Origin of the sequence: Mucilaginibacter gossypiicola (assembly GCF_900110105.1) — a bacterium.
GTDB lineage: Bacteria > Bacteroidota > Bacteroidia > Sphingobacteriales > Sphingobacteriaceae > Mucilaginibacter > Mucilaginibacter gossypiicola.
This window is the reverse complement of record NZ_FOCL01000001.1, coordinates 1237110-1258967: the sequence shown is the minus strand read 5'-3', so window position 1 is coordinate 1258967 and position 21858 is coordinate 1237110. Positions and strand designations below refer to the sequence as shown.

At 42.1% G+C, this 21858-nt stretch carries 17 protein-coding genes and 2 riboswitches; of the genes, 14 read left to right on the top strand and 3 right to left on the bottom strand.

The genetic code is table 11. The features are described from left to right. Window position 1 precedes the first annotated feature (1 nt). The 3 genes from BMX50_RS05005 to BMX50_RS04995 are packed head-to-tail and all read right to left on the bottom strand — an operon-like array spanning window position 2 to window position 3667. A complete protein-coding gene (locus BMX50_RS05005) occupies window positions 2-820 on the bottom strand; it encodes a serine O-acetyltransferase (protein WP_091208433.1) in 819 nt (272 codons plus the stop codon). A 17-nt stretch (window positions 821-837) separates the two neighbouring features. Next, a complete protein-coding gene (locus tag BMX50_RS05000; protein ID WP_091208431.1) occupies window positions 838-2763 on the bottom strand; it encodes a family 2A encapsulin nanocompartment cargo protein cysteine desulfurase in 1926 nt (641 codons plus the stop codon). Continuing rightward, complete coding sequence (locus BMX50_RS04995; protein WP_091208428.1) at window positions 2747-3667, bottom strand: family 2A encapsulin nanocompartment shell protein; 921 nt, start codon at window positions 3665-3667, stop codon at window positions 2747-2749. Before BMX50_RS04995 ends, BMX50_RS05000 begins: the two co-directional genes overlap by 17 nt. 148 nt (window positions 3668-3815) lie before the next feature. After that, window positions 3816-3926, top strand: a riboswitch (SAM riboswitch). A gap of 198 nt (window positions 3927-4124) precedes the next feature. Between BMX50_RS04995 and BMX50_RS04990 the strand changes: the two genes are divergently transcribed. From BMX50_RS04990 to BMX50_RS04925, 14 genes are all read left to right on the top strand, one after another. After that, entirely contained in the window at window positions 4125-4571 is a 447-nt protein-coding gene (locus BMX50_RS04990) for a protein-disulfide reductase DsbD domain-containing protein (RefSeq protein ID WP_091208426.1), read from the top strand. Window positions 4572-5100: 529 nt separating this feature from the next. Then, window positions 5101-5212, top strand: a riboswitch (SAM riboswitch). 223 nt (window positions 5213-5435) lie between these two features. Further along, entirely contained in the window at window positions 5436-6755 is a 1320-nt protein-coding gene (locus BMX50_RS04985; RefSeq protein ID WP_091208423.1) for a peroxiredoxin family protein, read from the top strand. Between the two features lie 28 nt (window positions 6756-6783). Then, window positions 6784-8109, top strand: coding sequence for a peroxiredoxin family protein (locus tag BMX50_RS04980; protein WP_091208657.1), 1326 nt, complete (start codon window positions 6784-6786; stop codon window positions 8107-8109). An 87-nt stretch (window positions 8110-8196) separates the two neighbouring features. Beyond that, a complete protein-coding gene (locus BMX50_RS04975; protein WP_091208420.1) occupies window positions 8197-8865 on the top strand; it encodes a YceI family protein in 669 nt (222 codons plus the stop codon). A gap of 360 nt (window positions 8866-9225) precedes the next feature. Then, window positions 9226-10188, top strand: a complete 963-nt coding sequence (locus BMX50_RS04970; RefSeq protein ID WP_091208417.1) for a cytochrome-c peroxidase — start codon at window positions 9226-9228, stop codon at window positions 10186-10188. Window positions 10189-10294: 106 nt separating this feature from the next. Beyond that, window positions 10295-13063, top strand: coding sequence for a TonB-dependent receptor (locus BMX50_RS04965; RefSeq protein WP_091208415.1), 2769 nt, complete (start codon window positions 10295-10297; stop codon window positions 13061-13063). A 10-nt stretch (window positions 13064-13073) separates the two neighbouring features. Then, complete coding sequence (locus BMX50_RS04960; protein WP_167667812.1) at window positions 13074-13916, top strand: DUF4397 domain-containing protein; 843 nt, start codon at window positions 13074-13076, stop codon at window positions 13914-13916. Between the two features lie 94 nt (window positions 13917-14010). Beyond that, window positions 14011-14751: a superoxide dismutase gene (locus BMX50_RS04955; RefSeq protein ID WP_091208408.1), complete on the top strand. Its 741-nt coding sequence runs from the start codon at window positions 14011-14013 to the stop codon at window positions 14749-14751. A 1-nt stretch (window position 14752) separates the two neighbouring features. Next, window positions 14753-16105 (top strand): hypothetical protein, encoded by a 1353-nt coding sequence (locus BMX50_RS04950; RefSeq protein ID WP_091208405.1) that lies wholly within the window; start codon window positions 14753-14755, stop codon window positions 16103-16105. A gap of 215 nt (window positions 16106-16320) precedes the next feature. Next, window positions 16321-16896, top strand: coding sequence for a hypothetical protein (locus BMX50_RS04945; RefSeq protein WP_143065090.1), 576 nt, complete (start codon window positions 16321-16323; stop codon window positions 16894-16896). Window positions 16897-16928: 32 nt separating this feature from the next. Further along, on the top strand, window positions 16929-17345 hold the full coding sequence (locus tag BMX50_RS04940; RefSeq protein ID WP_091208400.1) for a hypothetical protein: 417 nt from the start codon (window positions 16929-16931) through the stop codon (window positions 17343-17345). 351 nt (window positions 17346-17696) lie between these two features. Further along, on the top strand, window positions 17697-19712 hold the full coding sequence (locus tag BMX50_RS04935; protein ID WP_091208397.1) for an alpha-amylase family protein: 2016 nt from the start codon (window positions 17697-17699) through the stop codon (window positions 19710-19712). Window positions 19713-19795: 83 nt separating this feature from the next. After that, on the top strand, window positions 19796-20914 hold the full coding sequence (locus BMX50_RS04930; RefSeq protein WP_091208394.1) for a phosphotransferase enzyme family protein: 1119 nt from the start codon (window positions 19796-19798) through the stop codon (window positions 20912-20914). A 1-nt stretch (window position 20915) separates the two neighbouring features. Continuing rightward, window positions 20916-21566, top strand: coding sequence for a carbohydrate-binding family 9-like protein (locus tag BMX50_RS04925; RefSeq protein WP_091208392.1), 651 nt, complete (start codon window positions 20916-20918; stop codon window positions 21564-21566). Window positions 21567-21858 lie beyond the last annotated feature (292 nt).

Sequence of the window (21858 nt, the reverse complement as noted above, 5' to 3'; positions counted from 1 at the left end):
ATTATTGAAGGTTTTCCTTTACCTCAATTCTTAATTGATGAGTATTGAAAACATGCGAAAACGGCTGAACACTTTTTGTTAAAAATACACTACCACCAATTACGCTATGATGGCCTATTACCGTTCGGCCACCTAAAATTGTACTACGGGCATAAATAACCACGTTATCTTCTACCGTAGGGTGCCGTTTAGTTTCTGAAAGCTCCTTACTTACCTGTGCAGCACCTAATGTTACACCCTGATAGATAGTGACGTACTTTCCTATAATACTTGTGGCACCAATTACAATCCCGGTGCCATGATCAATGCAAAAGGGTACATCGATTTCGGCTTTGGGATGTATATCTACACCGGTTTTGCCATGCGCATGCTCTGAAAGTATCCGTGGCAAAATGGGTATACCTAAACGGGTAAGCTGATGAGCTATGCGGTAAACAGCAATGGCATAAAAACCAGGGTATGAAACAATAACTTCATGCACGCTGGTGGCTGCAGGATCTTTCTCATAGATCATAGACGCATCCTTCCTGAGATTGCCATAGATCTCGTTCAGCGAATCATAAAAAGCAGCTACCGCGTTTTCGATGTCCAGGTCATTAGGGTCGAGATAGCTCAATAGGATATTTTCCAAATCTATCTGGTTCTTTTTCAGATGACCGCCGTATATGGATAGCTTATTGGCATGATTATTTGGAAACAAAAACTCAAACAGATCTGACAGCCAGCCAACGCATTGCCTGATCTTTGGTGTAGCTTCCCATTCGGCCTTATGGGTTTCATAAAGCAATTGTATAAAACTGTCAAGCTTATCGTCTTTCATGTGGTGGTTTGGGTGGTTTATCGTTTAAGGCTATGAAGCGTATTTACCAGCAGGTCAATTTCGGCACAGGTATTATAAAAGGCCAGCGAAGGCCTTACCGTGGCTTCAACACCAAACCTTCTGAGGATAGGCTGTGCACAATGATGCCCGGAACGTACCGCGATACCCTGCTGATTTAAAGCGTGACCAACTTCTTCGGTTTTGTAGCCATCCAGTACAAATGATAACACACTGGCCTTCTCGCGTGCGGTTCCAATCAGCCGGATGCCTTTTACTTCTTTAATCAGATGAGTGGCATATTCAAGCAGGTAATGCTCATATTGTGCAATAACCGGCATACCCAGGCGGGTTACATAATCAATGGCAGCACCAAGGCCAACTGCATCAGCAATATTACCTGTTCCGGCTTCAAACCTGCCGGGGGCATCATGGTATTGGGTATATTCAAATGTAACATCCTTGATCATGTTGCCGCCGCCTTGCCATGGTTGGGTTTGGTTTAACAGTTCTTCTTTACCATAAAGAACGCCTATACCCGTAGGCCCGAATACTTTGTGCCCGGAAAATACAAACCAATCGGCATTTAAAGCCTGTACATCAACCGGCATATGCGATACCGATTGTGCGCCGTCAACCAATACTTTAGCCCCTGTCAGATGTGCCAGATGAACAATTTGCGTAGCTGGTGTAACCGTGCCTAAAGCGTTTGATACCTGTGTAAATGAAACCAGTTTGGTTTTAGGGCCAAGCAGTTTCACATATTCATCAAGTATGATCTGTCCGTCGTCATCAACCGGGATAACTTTTATTTTTAAGCCCTTTTTGACTGCAAGCTGCTGCCACGGAACAATATTGGCGTGGTGTTCAAGCTGACTCACAACAATCTCATCATCTGCAACCAGATTTTGATCGCCCCAGGTTTTGGCTACAAGGTTGATGGCTTCGGTGGCACCGCGCACAAAAATGATCTCGTTAATGGATCCGGCATTCAGAAAGTTCTGCACTTTTTTGCGTGCCCCTTCATACGCGTCCGTAGCCCTTGCGGCCAGTTCGTGTGCGGCGCGGTGAATGTTTGAATTTTCGTGCTCGTAAAAATAGGTGATGCGGTCAATTACCTGTTTAGGTTTTTGGGTTGTAGCCGCGTTATCGAGCCATACAAGCTGTTTCCCGTTCACCCGTTCCTGTAATATCGGGAAGTCCCGCCTTACAAGGTTTACATCAAATGGCGGACTGATAATCCCGCTGATGCCAACCTGTTTAACCTTTTCCTGATCTGATTTTACTGCCGGCAACCTATGGTTGTCTGATAAAAAATAGAAAGGGGTTTCGGTTGCTACCGGCGCGCCGGTAAATGGTGAAGCATTTGAAGGCCCCGATGTATTAATGTTACTTAATATCTTCTTCAAGTCCGCTTCAAAGCCCTGATCCTGTTGATAAGGCAGGTGAAGCAGGTGCTCGGGCGCAGGTGAAAGCTGCTCAACCTCGAAGTTTTGCTTTAAGGCCACATCAGGTATCAGGTTGGTTTTTACCAGGTATGAATCATAGCCTATAGCAGGCTTTGACGGAACCTGGCCCCCAAATGCATTAACGGGGCTATGTTGAACCGGGGCTGAAGTATTAGGATGGGCGTTCAAATTAGGATCTGCAAAACTGGTTTGCGGATCCTTAAGATCAATAGCATTGTTCTGGTTCACAGCGGATGGCGATATACCTCCGCCACCAATGGTGCTTGACGGAACTGAAGCGGAAGGTGCTCTGGCACCTTCTGGTGCATTAAATGAACCTGCGTCAGTAATGTTGCCGGTTGGCTGAAGTGTTTCAATGGTTTGTTGAACCTGTAATTGGCTCAACAAACCACCGGGTCCGGCTTTAAAAAATTGGTTAGCCAGTTGTTCCAATTCCTGCAGGTTGGGCAGGTAATCCGGATTAATATTTGTACTCATAATAATTGCCTAAATCAACATCCTCTAAAACAGCTATGGCATCATCAACCAAAACAGCTAATGAGCAATAAAGCGATACCAGGTAAGAGGCAATAGCTTTATTATTAATGCCCATAAACCGTACCGACAAACCTAGCGACTGCTCGCCCGGCAACCCCGGTTGAAATAAACCAACCACACCCTGACGGCTTTCGCCTGTGCGTAAAAGGATGATTTTTGATTTGTTATTCACTATTGGCAATTTATCTGATGGGATGAGCGGGATGCCTCTCCAGGTAATAAATTGTGAACCAAATAAAGAAACAGTTGGCGGCGGCACACCACGGCGGGTACATTCACGACCGAAAGCGGCTATAGCCAAAGGGTGCAGCAGGAAAAATCCAGGCTCTTTCCAAACTTTAGTGATCAATTCATCCAGATCGTCGGGAGTAGGAGGGCCAACTCTCGTTTTTATTTTTTGTGATGGAGCTACGCTACTCAATAAACCGTATTCGGGATTGTTGATGAGCTCGCTTTCCTGGCGCTCTTTAACAATTTCGATAGTAAGGCGTAATTGCTCGCTGATTTGGTTATAGGGTTTGCTGTATAAATCAGATACCCTTGTGTGTACATCTAATACTGTGTTTACAGCGCTCAGGTTATACTCCCTTGGGTTTTCTTCATAATCAACATAGGTAGAAGGCAGCTCGCGCTCATCGCGGTTGGAGCAATCTACTTCTACATTGTTAGCATCAACAACTTTGTTTAAACGATAAACGCCTGATTCAACAGGGATCCAGTTTAATAAATGTGTTAACCAGCGGGGGGTGATGGTTGACAACTGCGGAACGGTACGGGTGGCTACTGCCAACTGCCTGGCGGCTACATCGCCAAGGGCTGTTTGTTTTGGTTTTTGATCGGGCATTTTAAGAGTAAATGAAATAAGTGCTTAAAGATTGATTTGGTGGTGCTTTTCAATTGTTAACACCTGCTCTGCAATGATAAAAAATAAATTATATAAAATCTATAGGAATTATAGATTTTATTGTATGTTTGCATTATCAGTTCTTTAATACTTATCCAGAAAAGACGGAGGGAAAGGCCCCATGAAGTCTTGGCAACCTGTACAATACTATATGTAAAAGGTGCTAATTCCTGCTCCTGTAAAGGGAGAAAGATAAGATGCTACAGGTTTTACAAATATCTCCACAGCTCTTTTCCTGGTAAGTTTATCTGAACTCAAAAACAAAAAGAAAAGAGATGAAAAACCTTTTACCTATGATAACCTGCAAAACCCAGGCACCTGTTTATTATGCCGGTATGTGTTGTTGTCGTTAATTACTTATTACGCGATTAAACAAACCATATCATCAGCATATCAAATGAAAAAACTAATACTTACTGCTTTCACTTCTATAATAGCTACTGTAACTTACTCACAGATCCTGGCACCGGTAAAATGGTCATATGGGGCAAAAAAAATTGATAAAGAACAAGCTGTTGTTTTTATAAAAGCTTCTATTGATAAAGGCTGGCATATTTATTCGCAGCATGTTGCAGACGGCGGTCCGGTGAAAACTTCGTTCAGGTTTAATAAAAGTGATGACTATTCGCTCAACGGCAATACATCAGAACCCAAGGCCGTAAATAAATATGAAAAAGCATTCGGTATGAATGTGCAGTACTTTGAGCAATCGGTTATATTTCAACAAAAAGTAAAACTTAAAAACGGGCAGACGTCAGTTAACGGTACCCTGAATTATATGGTATGCAATGACAAGCAGTGTTTACCGCCCAAGGATGTTGAATTCAGCATTCCGGTAAAATAGTATGAAACCGAAAGTCGCAAATCAGAAGTCATATTTTCTCTTTTTACACTTAGAACTTATGACTTTAGACGAGAATTTATCGATTACAAAAATAAAATAGTTTAACAGTTCATTAGCCACCAAATTGAACTGTTAAGTAGGGGAAAGCCGGCTGACAAGCCCGCCTGCTTTCAACTTGTTTTACATAAACAATACCATGAAACCAAAATTAAATTTTATCACTAAAGCCCGCGTACAGAATGGTGGCATCCTTTTCTGTTGTTACCAGCATTGCTAATTAGCGCAGTTCATCCCGGAAATTGATCCGGCATTAAGATCAACATCCTGGCTGTACTAAGTGCGTTGCTTTGCTATGGTGGTAAAACAGGCGTGTGCTGTACAGACCAGGATGTTGGTTGTTTACAAGATAAGAAATTAATAAAACACAAATAATTAAAAAAATATTCTATTAAATCTATAGATTTTATTGTATTTATCATATTTGTTACTATCTTTACAGCATTCTAATTAACCCCACCATTAATTAGTTGATTTATAAAGAATAAGGGAGAGGAAGTCTCGATGATCTTATAGCAACTTTTCATTGTTTGAAATAAGTGCTAAACTTTTTCCGATAGCAATATGCCGGCGGAATATAAATTAACTAAAAACCATGAACACATTAAAGTATCCGCATTTTTACGCGCAACCGGCAGCCATTAAACGATGTTGTTGTTTGGTTCAGTACGCCTTCTGGTTTTAAAAAGCCGGTTCCCTGAAATTTTATTGTCTTTTATTATTGGCCTTAACCGGGTCGGGCAGGATTTCTTGTGCCAAATTTTTAGCACGCTATGTATCAATTAACAACAATTAAAACTTATACAAATGAAAATTACAAACTACTTATCCAAAGCTAAACTGCTTTCAGTTAGTTTTTTACTTGGTGGCGTTGCTGTTGCCTCTGCTCATGATGGCCCTAAGCCCAGGTTTATAAAAGAAGGTAAATGGCGTGGCGAATTTACCGTAAGCGAATCAAAAGTGCCGTTCAATTTCGAATTGAAAGGTAAGGATGCCGAGCATGCTACATTTACCCTCATCAACGGCTCCCGCCGCGATGATTTTCATGTTAAATCCATTGGCCGGGACTCTGTATACATCAAAATGAATACCTATGATGCGGCGTTGGTAGCCAAAGTAGAGGATGATGGTTCTTTAACAGGTGAATACCGCAGCCTGGTGCCCGGTTTCAGGGGGAATTCATTGCCATTTAAAGCAGAGTATGGTAAAACTTACCGCTTTGTTGAGCCAGGCAAAGATGTAGCTCCAACTGCCGATTTGAGTGGTAAATGGGAGATCAAAACATATAGTAAAGAAGCTGTCCCCGCATCTATCGCCTTGTTAAAACAAAAAGGTAACAAGCTTACCGGTGTGGTAATGACTGTGGTGGGCGATACCCGCGAATTGGAAGGCACCGTGCAGGGTGATGAGTTTGCATTGAGCGGTTTTACCGGTCCGAGCCCTTTCATTATCAAAGGAAAGATCAATGCCGATGGTTCTCTGAGCGGCGAACAGGGCTTCGGCATCTACAAAAACCTCAAGTTTGATGCAACGAAAAAAGCCGATGTTGAACTGCCTGACCCTTATAAGCTTACTTTCCTGAAAGAAGGCTACAAAAAGCTTGATTTTTCATTCCCCGGTATTGATGGTAAGCAAGTATCGCTGAGTGATAACAAGTATAAGGGTAAAGTAGTGATCGTAGAGATTATTGGTACCTGGTGCCCAAACTGTACGGATCAAACCGTGTTCCTGTCGCCCTGGTTTAACAAAAATCATAATCGTGGGGTAGAAGCCATTGCCCTGGGCTTTGAACAAAAAGACAGCCTGGAGTATGCTAAATATACTTTAGGTAAGCTTCGCGACAAATATGCTATCAACTATGATATTGCTTTTGGTGGCTTAGCCGATAAAAAACTGGTATCGCAAAAACTACCTGCTTTGAATAAATTCATCGCCTTCCCTACAACCATCATCATAGACAGAAAAGGTGACGTAAGGGAAATCTATACAGGCTATACCGGCACCGTAACCGGTAAATACCATGAAGATTACGAAAAGAAATTCAACAAACTATTGGATGAGCTTATAGCCGAGCCTGCCCCTGAAACGGCGGCTGTTGTTGATCAGCCTGCTCATCAAGGTAAATAAAACTATTAACTATCTTATAATTTATCAAATGAAAACACTCAATTTAATTACATCGTTCAAATGCCTGACTGCAGGCTTGCTGCTGGCCGGTACTGTACATGCTGCAGATAAAAATCCGCCGGTAAAATTCATCAAAGAAGGTGTGTGGCGTGGGGTATTCACCGTGGCCGAAACCAAAGTCCCCTTTAATTTTGAATTGAAAGGTAAAGATGCGGAACATGCCACTTTTACACTGATCAATGGTACGCGCCGCGATAATTTCCATGTAAAGCAGGTAGGCAAAGATTCGGTATTTATTAAAATGAATACCTATGATGCAGCCCTGGTTGCCAAAGTGGAAGATGACGGAACCCTGAGCGGTGAATACCGTAGCCTGGTACCGGGATTTAGAGGTAACTCGCTGCCATTCACCGCTGAATACGGTAAAAGCTACCGCTTTGTTGAACCTGGTAAGGATATTGCACCTGCCGCTAATTTAACCGGTAAATGGGAACTGAAAGTTTACTCAAAAGAGCAGGTGCCTAACAAAATAGCCATCCTGAAGCAAACCGGTAATAAACTTACAGGTGTTATTATGCAGGTAACCGGCGACAGCCGCGAACTGGAAGGCACCGTTCAAGGCGACGAATTTGAGTTGAGTGGCTTTACGGGCCCAAGCCCTAAAATTTACAAAGGCAAGATCAATCCGGATGGTACGTTAAGCGGCGAAATTGGCCAGGGGATTTATGACAATACCAAGTTCGATGCTGTAAAGGATGATAAGGCAGAACTGCCTGATCCGTACAAGCTTACATTTTTAAAAGAAGGTTATAAAAAGCTTGATTTTACTTTTCCTGACCTGAATGGCCAACCTGTTTCCTTAAGTGATGCCAAGTACAAAGGCAAGGTTACCATTATTGAAATTGTGGGTACCTGGTGCCCTAACTGTACCGATCAAACTGTATTTCTTTCGCCTTGGTTCAACAAAAATCATAACCGTGGCGTTGAGGCGATAGCTATAGGCTTTGAACAAAAAGATAGCCTGAAGTACGCGCAATACACCCTGGGCAAGCTTAAGGAGAAGTACGATATCAAGTATGATATTTTATTTGGCGGTTTGGCCGATAAAAAGCTTGTATCACAAAAGCTACCCGCGCTTAACAAATTCATTGCGTTCCCAACCACCATTATCATCGATAGAAAAGGTGACGTAAGGGAGATCTACACTGGTTACACTGGCACAGTTACCGGAAAATACTACCAGGACTACGAAAAGAAGTTTAACAAACTACTTGATGAGTTGATAGCCGAACCGGCACCTGCAACCGAAGCTAACGCTGTTGAAAGCAATAACGAAACTTTAAAAGGAAAATAAAACAATAAACTAAACTAAACACCTGACCCGGTAAAGGGTAAAAGCTTTGCCGGGTTTATTAACGCAACTTAAATAAGATAACCCACCATGACAAAATTTTCAGGCGCTGTATTGTTTACAGCATTTATATCATTAACAGCATTTACCTCATCAACCATAAAAACCGTTAAGCTTACTAAAGGCAAATCAGATATTGTTAAAACAGCTGATGCCAAAAAGAAATTTAAGATTGCATCTTTTAAGGTTGATAATGAAGGCAGCAAGCTTACCTGGGCCGCTAAAAAAGCTACTGGTGATCACAATGGTGAAGTCAAGATCAGTAACGGCAACTTTTCGGTTGAAAATAACGCACTTAAAGGCGGCAGCTTTGACATCGATTTAAATACCATTACCGATGCAGACCTGACCGATCAGGCACAAAATGAAAAGTTAGTGAGCACATTAAAAAGCGAAACTTTCTTTAATACCGAAAAATTCCCCAAAGCTAACCTGGTGATCAGCTCAGCTACCAAAACCGGCGGTAACCAGTATGATGTTAAAGGTAAACTAACCATAAAAGGGATCACTAATGATGTAAGCTTCCCGGCTACGGTTGCAGTTAACGGCAAAAAACTAACCGCCAGTGCTAAAATTACCGTCGACCGTACTAAGTACGATATCAAATTCCGTTCAAAAAACTTTTTTGAAAACCTGGGCGATAAGGTGATCTACGATGATTTTGACCTGAATGTTAATCTTACAGCTAATGCGCAGTAGTCTTTAGAAGCTGTTTAAAAACATGTATAAAAGTCGTCATTGCGAGGCACGAAGCAATCCCCAAGAGGCAGAGGGACTATGCAAATCCGCCCTGTATAGTCGGGGATTGCTTCGTGCCTCGCAATGACGTGGGAGAGATATAGCAGTTTTATTTAATTGTTTTTAAGCAGCTTCTTAGCAAAATAGGATACCACTTTAGAATTTATTATGCTTAATCACCCTATACAGGGTGAAGGGCTATCTCTTTGACTAATAAAAGCATTTAAAAACTCATGTAAAGTTGGAATAGGTTCGGAGCCGGGGTATTGAATGCCCCGGCAAAGGCCTAAATTTTAAGTGGTGGTTTAAATGTGTACAGATATGAAAAAAAGAAAAATACTTCTGGTTTTGGCAGCGGGCACTGTCTTGATTAGCGCTATGAGTTTTGTAGGCTCTAAGGATGATGTTCAAACCAAAGAACAGCTTGGCGAAAAACTATTTTTCGACCCGATACTATCGGGCGATAATACCATTAGTTGTTCATCTTGCCATAAGCCGGAATTTGCTTTTGCCGATAGCGCCGTTTTCAGCAGGGGTATAAAAGGCAATCTTACAGCCCGTAATTCGCCGGGATTGACCAATCTTTCCGGCAGGCCGCACCTGTTTTGGGATGGTCGTGCCGCGTCGCTCGAAGAGCAGGCTTTAGGGCCTATCACATCGGCTACAGAAATGGGGCTTCCGATTGAGGATGCCGTAAAAAAATTAAACAACAATAAATATTACGCCGATGCTTTTCAAAAAATATTTAAATCAGCACCCTCCAAAGATAATTTGTTGAAAGCCATCGCTTCATTTGAGCGCACACTTGAAACATCAAACAGCCCTTATGACAGGTATGTTAATGGCGATGACCATGCTATATCTGAATCTGCGGCACGCGGGAGGCTATTGTTTATAGGCAAAGCCGCATGTAACAATTGCCATTCGGGCGAGGATTTTACTGCCGACAGGTTTAAAAGTATTGGCTTGTATAACGCAAAAGATTTGAATGATCCGGGTCGTTCGGCCATTACCAAAAATAAAACTGAGGATGGTGAATTTAAAATTCCAGGGTTGCGCAATGTGGCGGTTACAGCGCCTTATATGCATAACGGTAAGTTCAAGACATTGAAAAGCGTGGTTGAATATTACAACAATCCATCGCTTGTGGTTAAAGACGGCATCAACCGCGATCTGGCGCTTGATAAACCGCTTAACCTCACCAATACTGAAATTGATGATATCGTTGAGTTTTTAAAATCCCTTACCGACGACCGTTTCAAGCAAAAGCTGGCCTCAAATTAAAATCATCCCCAACAAATAATTAAATAATCATAACCGGGTAAACATTTGCCAGCAGGATAGTTTTTGCCCTGCCGTAGCCACTGCTTTGCCTTTGAACTATTGTAAAATGAAGAAAATTGTACTCTTGCTTATGCTCTTTACCCTTGTTTGGGGGCATAACTCATATGCACAAAAACGAACGGTAACCGGGGTTGTAACCTCTGCCGATGATAAAGCCCCTTTGCCGGGTGTTTCCGTAACTGTTAAAGGATTGAATGAAGGCGCCGTAACCAAAGCCGATGGTAGCTTTAGCATCGTGATCCGTAATGGTAAATACCTGGTGTTTTCATTTGTAGGTTTTGAAAGTCAGGAAGTGGAAATTGATGGGATCAGGCAATTTCAGATCAGCCTGAAACCATCCAAAAATAACGCGCTGAATGAGGTACAGATCGTTGGTTCGCGCAACGCTAACCGCACCAAGCTTAACTCGCCGGTTGCTGTGGACGTGATAGATGTAAAACCGCTATTAGAATCGGCCCCGCAGGTGAGTGTAACCCAGATATTGCAATATATTTCGCCCTCATTTCATTCTGTTAACGGAAGTAATGCAGGCGATGCCGGTTCGGCACTTAGCCTTGCCCAGTTGCGCGGTTTAGGCCCCGACCAGGTTTTGGTATTGGTTAACGGTAAACGCAGGCATAAAAGCGCTAACGTAAATTATGGCGGCTTGGGTAACGGCTCAACCGGGTATGACCTTAATGCTATACCGACAGGCGCGATAGAGCGGATAGAAATATTGAGGGACGGCGCCGCTGCGCAATATGGTTCAGACGCTATTGCGGGTGTAATCAATATTGTGCTAAAGAAAAAGACAGATGATTTTGCGATAAATACATCCGGAAGCGTGCGCAGGCGAGGGGATGGTGCCGTTACCCGTACAAGTGCCAATTACGGTGTTGGTTTAGGTAATAACGGCGGTTATGTAAACGTAACTACCGAATATGCTACCCAGGCCATTTCATTACCGGCCGGCAGAAAGGACGCAGGCCTGTATAACGGCCCAATTTACGGAGGCGGCGCTAACACCCGCGGTTACGACGCTATATACACCAAAGAAATTGACGATGCTATTTTAGCAAGCCGGGGCATCGACCGTCATTTTTTTGATCAGCGAGCCAGCGGCTCCAATGCCGGGCAAGATGCTTTGCTGTTTTTCAATGCAGGATTACCTTTAAAAAACTCGGCAGAGTTGTATGCCTTTGGCGGTATCAGCAGCCGTAACTCACAATTTACAGCTACTTACCGTTTACCCGGCTGGACATCACGTAACAACAACTTTATTTATCCCGATGGCTTTTTGCCTGCTATGGAGAATAATATAGTTGATGAATCTATAGCTGTGGGTATTAAAGGTAAAGTTGGCGATTGGAATGTAGATTTCTCAAATGTATACGGTAAAAATATATTCGGTAACCGGGTTGATAATTCATTGAATGCCAGTCTTGGTTTAAAAAGCCCTACAAGTTTTGACGCCGGCAGCTATAATGCCAGCCAAAACACAACTGCGCTTGACTTTACCCGCTATTTTGATAAAATATTGAAGGGATTGAACGTAGCCTTCGGTGCCCAGCACCGGGTGGAGGGCTTCCAGATTATCGCAGGTGAAGAGGCATCCTATTCCAAAGCAGATCAGCGTACCATTGTTGATATTGATACCACTACGGGCGGCATACCTTATTTATCAAATGCAGGCGTAACATCCCTGAACGGTCTTTCGGCGGGCTCGCAAATTCATTTAGGTTTCAGGCCGGAAAATGCAGTTAATGTGAGTCGCTCCGTAACCGCCGGTTATGCCGATGTGGAATTGAACGTTACCAAAGAGTGGCTCGTTTCTGGCGCAGGCCGTGCCGAATACTTTTCGGACTTCGGCAACGTGTTTACCTGGAAAGCTGCTACGCGTTATAGCTTTGCCAGGTGGTTAAGTGTCAGGGGATCGGCAAATACCGGTTTCCGGGCACCAGATCTGGCGCAATCTTATTACACTTCCGTATCTACAACCTTTCAGCAGGGCAGGGGAGTTGACATCCTGACGGCATCCAACCAGAGCGCTGCGGCAAGGGCATTGGGAATCCCTAAGTTATCGCCCGAAAAATCAAAAGGATATACCCTAGGTTTAACCTCTGCACCGGGCAGCAATGTGGAGTTAACCGTTGATGCATACCTGATCAATATTGATAACAGGGTAGGCAATACCGGTAACTTTACATCAACAGATACCAACCTGCCTGCTGATGTTAAAACTTTGTTTCAGCAAACCGGGGCGGCCCAGGCCAATTTTTTTTACAACGAATTCAGCACCCGGACAAAGGGTATTGAGTTTACAGGCAGCTACAAGTTGTTATTGGATAGAGGGAATATCAACTTCCTGTTTGGCGGCAACTTCGAAAAAAATGAGGTGACCAAGGTGAACACACCTAAAGGTCTCGAAAAATATAAGAATGTGATCCTGAGCCCGGGCGAAAGGGCAAGGGTAACTACCAACATTCCGGCCCAAAAAGTAAACCTGCAGGGTATTTACAGTTTGGACAGGTTTACCTTCCTGGCCCGCACGGTGTATTTTGGGAAAGTAACCACAGCATCTCAGCTAAGCGCAGCCGATCCGCTTAACCCGGTTTACTTTTATCAAAACCTTAAACCTATTTGGGTAACTGATTTATCGGTTGGTTATAAGTTTACCAGCCGCATCCAGGGCACTGCAGGCGTTAACAACGTGTTTAATGTAGTGGGTGATTATACTGACCCATCTATAGCCGGCCTGCGCAACCCCACTGTTGTAGGCATCCAAAATGGTAGCGCAGGTATCCAGCCGTTTATCAAATTATCAGCCCATTTATAATAGCTCAATCATGAAAAGTATTTTTAAATCAACATATAAGCAAGCCTTAAAAAGGAGATACCTGTCAAATTCAGGAAAGCTATGGGTGCTTGCCGGGATAACCATCCTCTTTGCTGCATCCTGCAAAAAGACCGACTATTTAAATATCAACGCTGCCGACAGGCCATCACTCGCAGCCCACATCAGCTTCGTAAATGCGCGCCCGGTAAATACAGGGATCCAGTTTTGGGTGTACACGACACAGGTAACCAAAACAGCCCTGGCCATTAACACTAAAAGCGACTACATTGACACTCAGTTTGGGGATGTGCAGATCAATTTTACTGAAGGAACCAATACATCTTACAAAGCATCCAGACAGTTTGGTAATAGCGCCACTTTTACATCTACCGGCGGGCCTAACGGACCTATAGCTAACTACTACCATACAGTTTTCGCAGTAAAAAATACCAAGGCTACGGCCGATTCATTAATTCTTTTTTATGACGACCTAAGCGCTCCGGCTGCCGGCAAGGCGAAGGTACGCTTTGTAAACCTGGCACCAGGCGCACCTAATGTTGACTTTGGCATTGCCGGGCAAACAGCGCTTTTTACCAATACAGCTTATGGCAGGGCGGGAGGTTCGGTATTGTCAGGAACCGGTTTAAGCGCGTGGTCATTAGGGCCTTTTGTTACCGTGGATGCAGGTACAGTTAATTTTTCGATAACGCAAAGCTCAGATCAGTCGGCGGTTAATATTACCGGTGATAAGCTTAAAGGCGTTACGCTTACAGCGGGGAAAATTTATACCATTTATATTAATGGTACGCCTGGTTCATCGGCCATAGGGGCAACTATTCTTACTCATAATTAATTAAAGATAAAGCACAGCATGGTGGAATAAGTTGTGCAGGAGGCTGTCCCGGTTGATGAACCGGGCAGCTTCATTATTAACACTAATAAATAAGATGAAAACTAACAGCAGAAGACAATTTATAGAAAATACACTAAAGGCAACCGCAGCAGTTGCACTAACCGGCCCATTGTTGTTGAAAACAGACCAGGCTTTGGCAGCTTACCAAAAAAATGAAGAATCTGTTCAAACAGGTGATGTTTTAAAATTTATCCAGGTGCCCTTGGGCTTTGATTATAAAGCTTTGGAACCCCATATTGACGGATTAACCAACGAGATCCACTATACCAGGCATCATGCGGCGTATATCAAAAACGTAAATGATGCTATCGTAGCTGAAAAGCTCACTTTTAGCACCGAAAAGGAGTTTTTTGATCACGCGTCACAGCTCTCGTCCAAGGCCCGCAATAACGGTGGAGGCGCCTGGAACCATAATTTTTTCTGGGAAAGTTTAACACCAAATTCGTCGGCGCCTGATGGTAAGATTAAAGACGCCATTGTGGGTGCTTTTGGATCATTTGATCAATTTAAAGATCAGTTTACGCAAGCCGCACTTAGCCGCTTTGGTTCGGGCTGGGTATGGCTCGTTAATCAGAATGGTAAACTTGTGATTACATCAACGGCCAATCAGGACAATCCGCTTTTTGATAACGCTGCTGTAAAAGGTACGCCGCTGCTGGCTTTGGATGTTTGGGAACATGCCTACTATCTTAAATATCAAAACAGGCGAAACGAGTATGTTGCAGGCTGGTGGAATGTAGTTAACTGGAACGCGGTAAATAAACGACTATCCTGATATGGCGAATACCGTTGATTTTACAGTCCCGAACCCGGGGCTTTTGCACAGGATATTGCTGCGGTCGGGTATTATATATGCTGCTGTAACCGTAATTCCATTTGTTCCCGCTTTTTATCAGCAGGATTTCGATGCCGGTTTTTCGGTTAAAGGACATCCTTACCGTTGGCTCGATGTGGTCAGCCAGAATAATCCATGGTTTTTTAGCAGCCAGGGTGGTAAAAACTATGGAGGATGGTTGATTACTTTACTGGTTTGCCTGATTATAGGCGGGGGATGGGCGTTTATAGAAAAGCAAATTAATAACGATCGGAATGCATTAACGCAAAACGACCGGGATGACCGGCTTTATAATTGGTTTTTCATATTGGTGAGGTACCAGATTGCGTTGCGCATGTCGTGGTTTGCCATCGCCAAGGTATTCCCGGTGCAAATGCCGTTCCCTACCCTGAGCCAGTTAAATACCAGTTTAGGCGATTTTGCCCCGGGTAAACTTTATTGGCTCACCACCGGTGTTTCTCCTTTTTTTGAAGTATTTGCAGGGGTATTTGAACTCATAGCAACGGTTTTAATTTTGTTCAGGCGTACTGCCACTTTAGGTGCGCTAATGATGATAGCTATTTTATTGTCTATCTGGTTTGTAAACATTGGCTATGATGCCGGGGTAGAACTGGCCAGCCTGCACCTGCTTTTCCTTTCTGCCGCACTTTTAGTAAAAGATGCTGATCAGTTTTATAACATTTTGATCAGACACCGGCAGGCTGTTATCAGCTATATTCAACCTTCTGAATTAACCAAACAGTGGAAAAGAGCTGGCCGAATTGTGTTGAAAGCCGCGTTTATCTTTCTATTCCTGTTTTACCGCGGCTATCATTACGAACAGTTATATGCCGCAGGCAAAACTTTTAAATTGCCTTTGGATGATGGAATTAAAAGTTTTACGGGCTTTTATAACGTAACTGAATTTAGGTTAAATAACAAGGTTTTGCCATATGCTCCGGATGATACCGTTCGTTGGCAAAATATGGCATTTGAAAAGTTCAATACCATCAGTATTGGTACTGCAAAGCCATTCAAGCTAAGAACCGATAATAAGATCAGGACAACAGAGTATTATGGTAATATTGGCCGGTTATATTATGGATATGAAGCGGATACTGTTAAGCATATTCTTACTTTGAAAAACCGGGCGGATACAACAGATGCACTTAATCTAAACTATACAGCGCCGTCGGCAGGTAAGTTTATACTTAAAGGCCTAAGCCCTCAAAAAGATTCGCTTTATATTGTACTTAACAAGGTTGAAAAGCAATACCCTCTCGCAATAAAAAGAAACGCCAATATAACTGATTAATGTTGGAGAACTTTTCGTTTAAAAATGATGCTGTAATTAAAGATCGCTTGTGTTTTGCGCAATAGCGATCTTTATTGCTTTAACCGGATCTATAGCTGAAACCTGAATAGAAACTTATTCATTTAAATACACTATAAAATCTATAGATTTTATAGTGTATTTATTATATTAGCAACAAATAGTTTGTAGAGTAAATAAAGCAATTAATAAACTATATGATGTGTAAACCGGTAGGGAAATATCCAGGCTTTGAAAAGATTGAGATTGTTGCGGAGTTGGAAAAACCTGCACAAAGAACACTAACCTTTAAGGATACGGCTGGAAACAATGCGCGTTTCAGGAAATTTACTTCCCCGGCTTTACCTGCTTCAAGTTTAGTGCTGACCAGGAAACTATCTGAAAACTTACTGGTTATTAGTTTTTACAGCAAGGCATGGCTTACCTACGGCTTAGAATATTTAAGGGAGGTTAATCAACTTCAATACGTTTTTGGTGCCATGGGAGCACAATTGATAGTGCTTGAGCCAAACTCATTGCAAGTAGAGTCTGCTTTGAATATCAGCGATTATGGTATGAATTTACATTTTTATTTTAATCCGGTAGATCTCGTTTCAAATGGGTTGAAAATCTTTCCAAAAGATTTTTGTGATCCGGATATCAATTTCGGCGAAAGAAGTAAGATCGCCAGGCTGGCCTGCAATATTATTGATGGTTTTTATAAAGTAGCATTTGCACACGTGGGTATTCTGAATAACTCCCGTATACTACATCCTGTATTGCAATACGCCTGAACATAACGGCATTGTTTTCTAAAAATCAAGAAATGAAAAAAATTAAACTTTTAGCAATACTGTTGTTCCTAAGTACGGTTTTATGGGGGCAAGAGAAGCCATTGACCATAGAAAACTACTATAAGATTAAATGGGGGCATGCCGAAGAATTTATCGCACTGTGGCAAAAGAATCACTACCCACTGCTAAAAAAATTACAGGAAAAAGGCGACGTGCTGAGCATTAAAGCAGAAGCACCGATATTGCATAGTGGTGAAGATACCCGCTGGGATTTTAAGGTAACGATTACTTTTAAGACAGAGCACCTTGCACTGGATTACAGCATTGTTGATCCGTACAAAAAGCAGCTTTTTCCCGATCAGGATAGCTATACAAAAGCCGAACAGCATAGGTTTGAATTGATCATAGCTCATTGGGATGTACCCGTTGAAACAATTCCCTTGCACTAAATCCTAAAATTAAAAAACGTTATATAATTTTCTTGTTTCAGGCTTATTTGCTGACCATACTGCGGTTAATGGCCAATCGTTTATTGCCAAAGTCTCTTGGTGTGGAACTCAATCTCTCCTTTAGACACTGTATATAAGAGAGATGAAACGATCTGAAGCGGCCTCAGGACAGATGGCTACCCGAAAAATTATGCAAACGATTGTTTCAGCCCGAATGATTATTTAAACTGATAAATAGGGTGTATTTAAAAGGCAGGGTAATGCCGGCGTTTTTTCAAATGCAGGTTGCCTTTTACTTTTGTTTAGGCACACACGAATATCGCTTGCCGTTTTCCTTTTAATCTGTCCTCTATGTTAAAAAAACTATTGTTCATATTTTGCCTCATTTTCGCTGGTGTTGTAAGGGCTCAAAATGTTTCCCTCAAGGGGATAGAAACTAACAAAGCACTTGCTATTGCAGATAACAACACTTTTGTTTTACAGAACAATTGTTTACATGTGAAATTCGTAGCTGAAAAAAGACGACTTTCCGCAAGCAGATTTACTTTTCGTAATAAACAGATCGAATTAAAAGGAACACCGATGTTTGAACTGGAGTTAAAGGATGATATCATACTTAACTCTGCCGATTTTGAATTGAAAGGCCCTCTAAAAATTGTTAATATAAAAGGCAATAACAAGAGTGTTAAGCTTGCCGAAAGGGAAAACGGAAAAGAAATTTCGGCCGAATTACTGAATGCAAAATATGGTATTAGCATGAAGTGGGCTGCTATTTTAAAAGATAACTCCAATTACATCAGGCAGGTTTTTACGTTTAACAGTATTACAGATTCTTTAAGGATCCGGAAATTGCAACTCATTAAGCTATCCGAAAAAAACGGAGTAGCAGCCTCGGGAATTGTTGATGGATCGCCAATTGTATCAAAAAACTTCTATTTTGCTGTCGAGAGCCCTATCAGTAAGTACGAGGCAAAAAATGGTTGGGTAAGTAGTTATATTGAAGGGCAGGAGCCAACCCCTGAGCTGACTGTATCCTCTGTTTGGGGGGGAGCTCCCGAAAATCAGTTGCGCAGAGCATTTCTCTATTACCTGGAACGTGAAAGGGCTGTGCCATACAGACAAATGCTGCATTACAATTCCTGGTACGATTTATCCTGGAATGATAGAAAACTCAATGATACCAGTTGCCTTGACCGAATTCAAACCTTTGCAGATAGTCTGACCATAAAGCGGCACGTTGCTTTAAATGCTTTTTTGTTTGATGATGGCTGGGATGATAATCAAACCTTATGGCAAATAAACAAAGCCAATTTTCCATCGGGTTTCGATAACATTAAGAGGCTGGCCAATAGATATAACGCGTCATTAGGCGTTTGGATGTCGCCATGGGGTGGGTATGAACAGGCCAAAGAGCAAAGGCTTCAATATGGCCGGAAACAAAACCCTCCGTTTGAAACAAATTCGCACGGTTTTTCCCTATCCGGTACTATTTATTCAAATCGGTTTAAAAATGTTGCGGCCAACTTTGTTAGCCGGTACGGTGTAACAATGTTTAAGTTTGACGGCGTAGGTGCAGGGGATAAATTAACCGGCGCAGGGGCTGGTTATCAAACGGATATGGAATCGCTGTTGAAACTGGTGTCAACCTTGCGCGGAGTAAAACCTGATCTTTATTTTAGCCTGACCATGGGTACCTGGCCATCTCCTTTCTGGCTAAAATATGGTGATGCTTTGTGGAGAAATGGTTGGGATACCAACACCGCCGGACAGGGCGACAACCGGCAGCAATGGCTCAATTACCGCGATGGCGAAGTATATAATAATATTGTACAGCGTGCGTCCCTCTATCCTTTAAGCTCATTAATGTATCATGGCATTTGTATTGCCGATAATGGCGCGCCTGCCAAATTTGAAATGAATGATAAAGACATTTCTGACGAAATCTGGTCGTTTTTCGGATCCGGAACAAGCTTGCAGGAGCTTTACATTAATCCTCATAAATTAAACACTGCCAATTGGAACTGCCTGGCTGCAGCCATAAAATGGGCACGGGAAAACGCTGATATTATGCCCGATACGCATTGGGTAGGGGGAGATCCATCAAAAGGGGATATTTATGGCTTCGCTTCATGGTCGCCTAAAAAAGCTATTCTTACTTTAAGAAACCCTTCAAATACAGCAAAGAAATTTGTTGTTGATACACGTAATATTTTTGAATTGCCTTTAAACAGCAAAGCAGGTTACCGGTTTTACGATGCAAAATCCGGGGGTAAACAACCAACTGCTCCCGTATTTACCGGCGATGTTTATACTGTTACGTTGCAGCCTTTTGAAGTGATGGTGTTTAACGCCAAACCTACACTTTAACATTTCGCCGGATAGAGTACCCGTCAATAAGTATCCTCCGTTGGATAACGTCCAACGAAAATATTTTTATCTAACAACAATATATGTCATATAGCATATCGGAAATAGCCACCCATTTTTCTATTCGGGGAGAAATTGAAGCAATTGTACCATTCGGTTCAGGCCATATCAATGATACGTTCCATATTAAGGTAACCGATCCGGATTTGCCGGGTTATTTACTTCAGCGCGTTAATCATTATGTGTTTGAAAACGTGCCTGCGTTGATGAATAATGTACAGTTAGTAACAGATCATCTTAAAAAGAAACTGGATGAAACTCCCGGTTCCAATCCGGAAAATGAAGTGCTTACCATAGTAAAGACAAAAGGTAACCAGCTCTTTTTTCGTGATGCAGATAGTAATTATTGGCGGATGTTCCTGTTTTTAAAAGATACCAAAAGCTATGACCATGTGCTCACGGAGAAGCAAGCCTGCGAAGGGGGCAAGGCTTTTGGCAAATTTCAATTACTGCTAGCCGATCTGGATGCTACTTTACTTGCTGAAACTATTCCCGGTTTTCATAATATTGCCATGCGGCTCGGAAAGTTGAATAAGGCGGTACTGGCCGATAGTAAAGACCGTGTTAAAGAGGTTTTGCCCGAGCTTAGGTTCATAACCGAAAGAGTTGAAAAGATGACTTCCATTTTGAACTTGGGCGAAGAAGGAAAGTTGCCTTTGCGCATCATCCATAATGATACCAAATTCAATAACATTTTGCTTGATAAGCATGACCATGCGCAATGTGTAATTGATCTTGACACCGTTATGCCGGGCTATGTGGCCTATGATTTTGGCGACGCGATCCGAACTATCATAAACACAGCATCTGAAGACGAGCCCGATCTTTCAAAAATTAACCTAAACATGCCGTTGTTTAAAGCCTATGCGGAAGGCTATTTTAAAAGTGCACATGCCTTTTTAACTGATATTGAAGTTGAAACACTGCTAATCGGCGTTTTATTGATTCCATATATGCAGGGCGTACGTTTCCTTACAGATTATATAGAAGGCGACGTATATTATAAAACACACTTTGCCGGGCATAATTTGCAGCGTACCAGGGCACAATTTCAATTACTTAGAATGCTGGAGGAGCAGTATGCGATTCTCGATCAGGTAATTCGCGAAATTTCAGTAACATACAAAGCATCATCCAAATAAAATGAAAGAACTGACGGTACCATTTTTAGACAGTGTAAATCACGTAAGCCCAATAGCGCACGTTTCGTTTTTATTAGATAATTATGAGAAGAACCATATTGGCTTAATGCCATGGCCGGGCAATGGTTATAAACCAGATGTGCATTTTGCCATAGCTTTCGGTAACGATGGACTTTTTATAAAGTATTATGTAAGCGAAACTTCCATAAGGGCGGCATATACGAAGCCAAACCAACCGGTGCATAAAGATAGCTGTGTAGAGTTCTTTGTATCTTTTGGAGATGAGAAAAGCTATTACAGCTTCGATTTTAACTGTGCAGGAACCTGTATGCTAAGTTTTGGCGCTGATAGAACAAACCGGAAACTATTACCGGAGGCTATTATTCGAACAATAAGGCATCAAACTAATTTCAAACTGGTTGATGATATCCGGCAAGGTAGTATAGGCTGGGAACTTACACTGATGATCCCGCTGGTGGCATTTTGTAACCACTCTATTGCATCTTTAAACGGTAAACAATGCCGGGTTAATTTCTACAAATGTGGTGACGATTTGCCCGATCCTCATTTTTTGGTATGGAACAATATTAAATCGGCCGAGGCTAATTTTCATTTACCCGAATTTTTCGGAAAAATGATATTTGAAAATTAAACCAAAATGGGGGCGGAGTAATTGAATTTAAAGGCTTAACCGAATTTTATTTGCGTTCATTTTCATTTAACAGTTTTTTTAGCTTTATTTACTATCGTAAATTACTCGAAATTACAATATTCGGGGCTTTAACCAAAATATCGTTTGAATAGTACAAACGGTATCGATTGCAGACATCCATGAGGGCTATAATAAAATTAAGTATCCATGTGGTAATGTTCTGCCATTTGGATAATGACGAATAAGAGATTTTGAGATAAAACACCCTCGTTGATTTGGCAAATTGTTATAA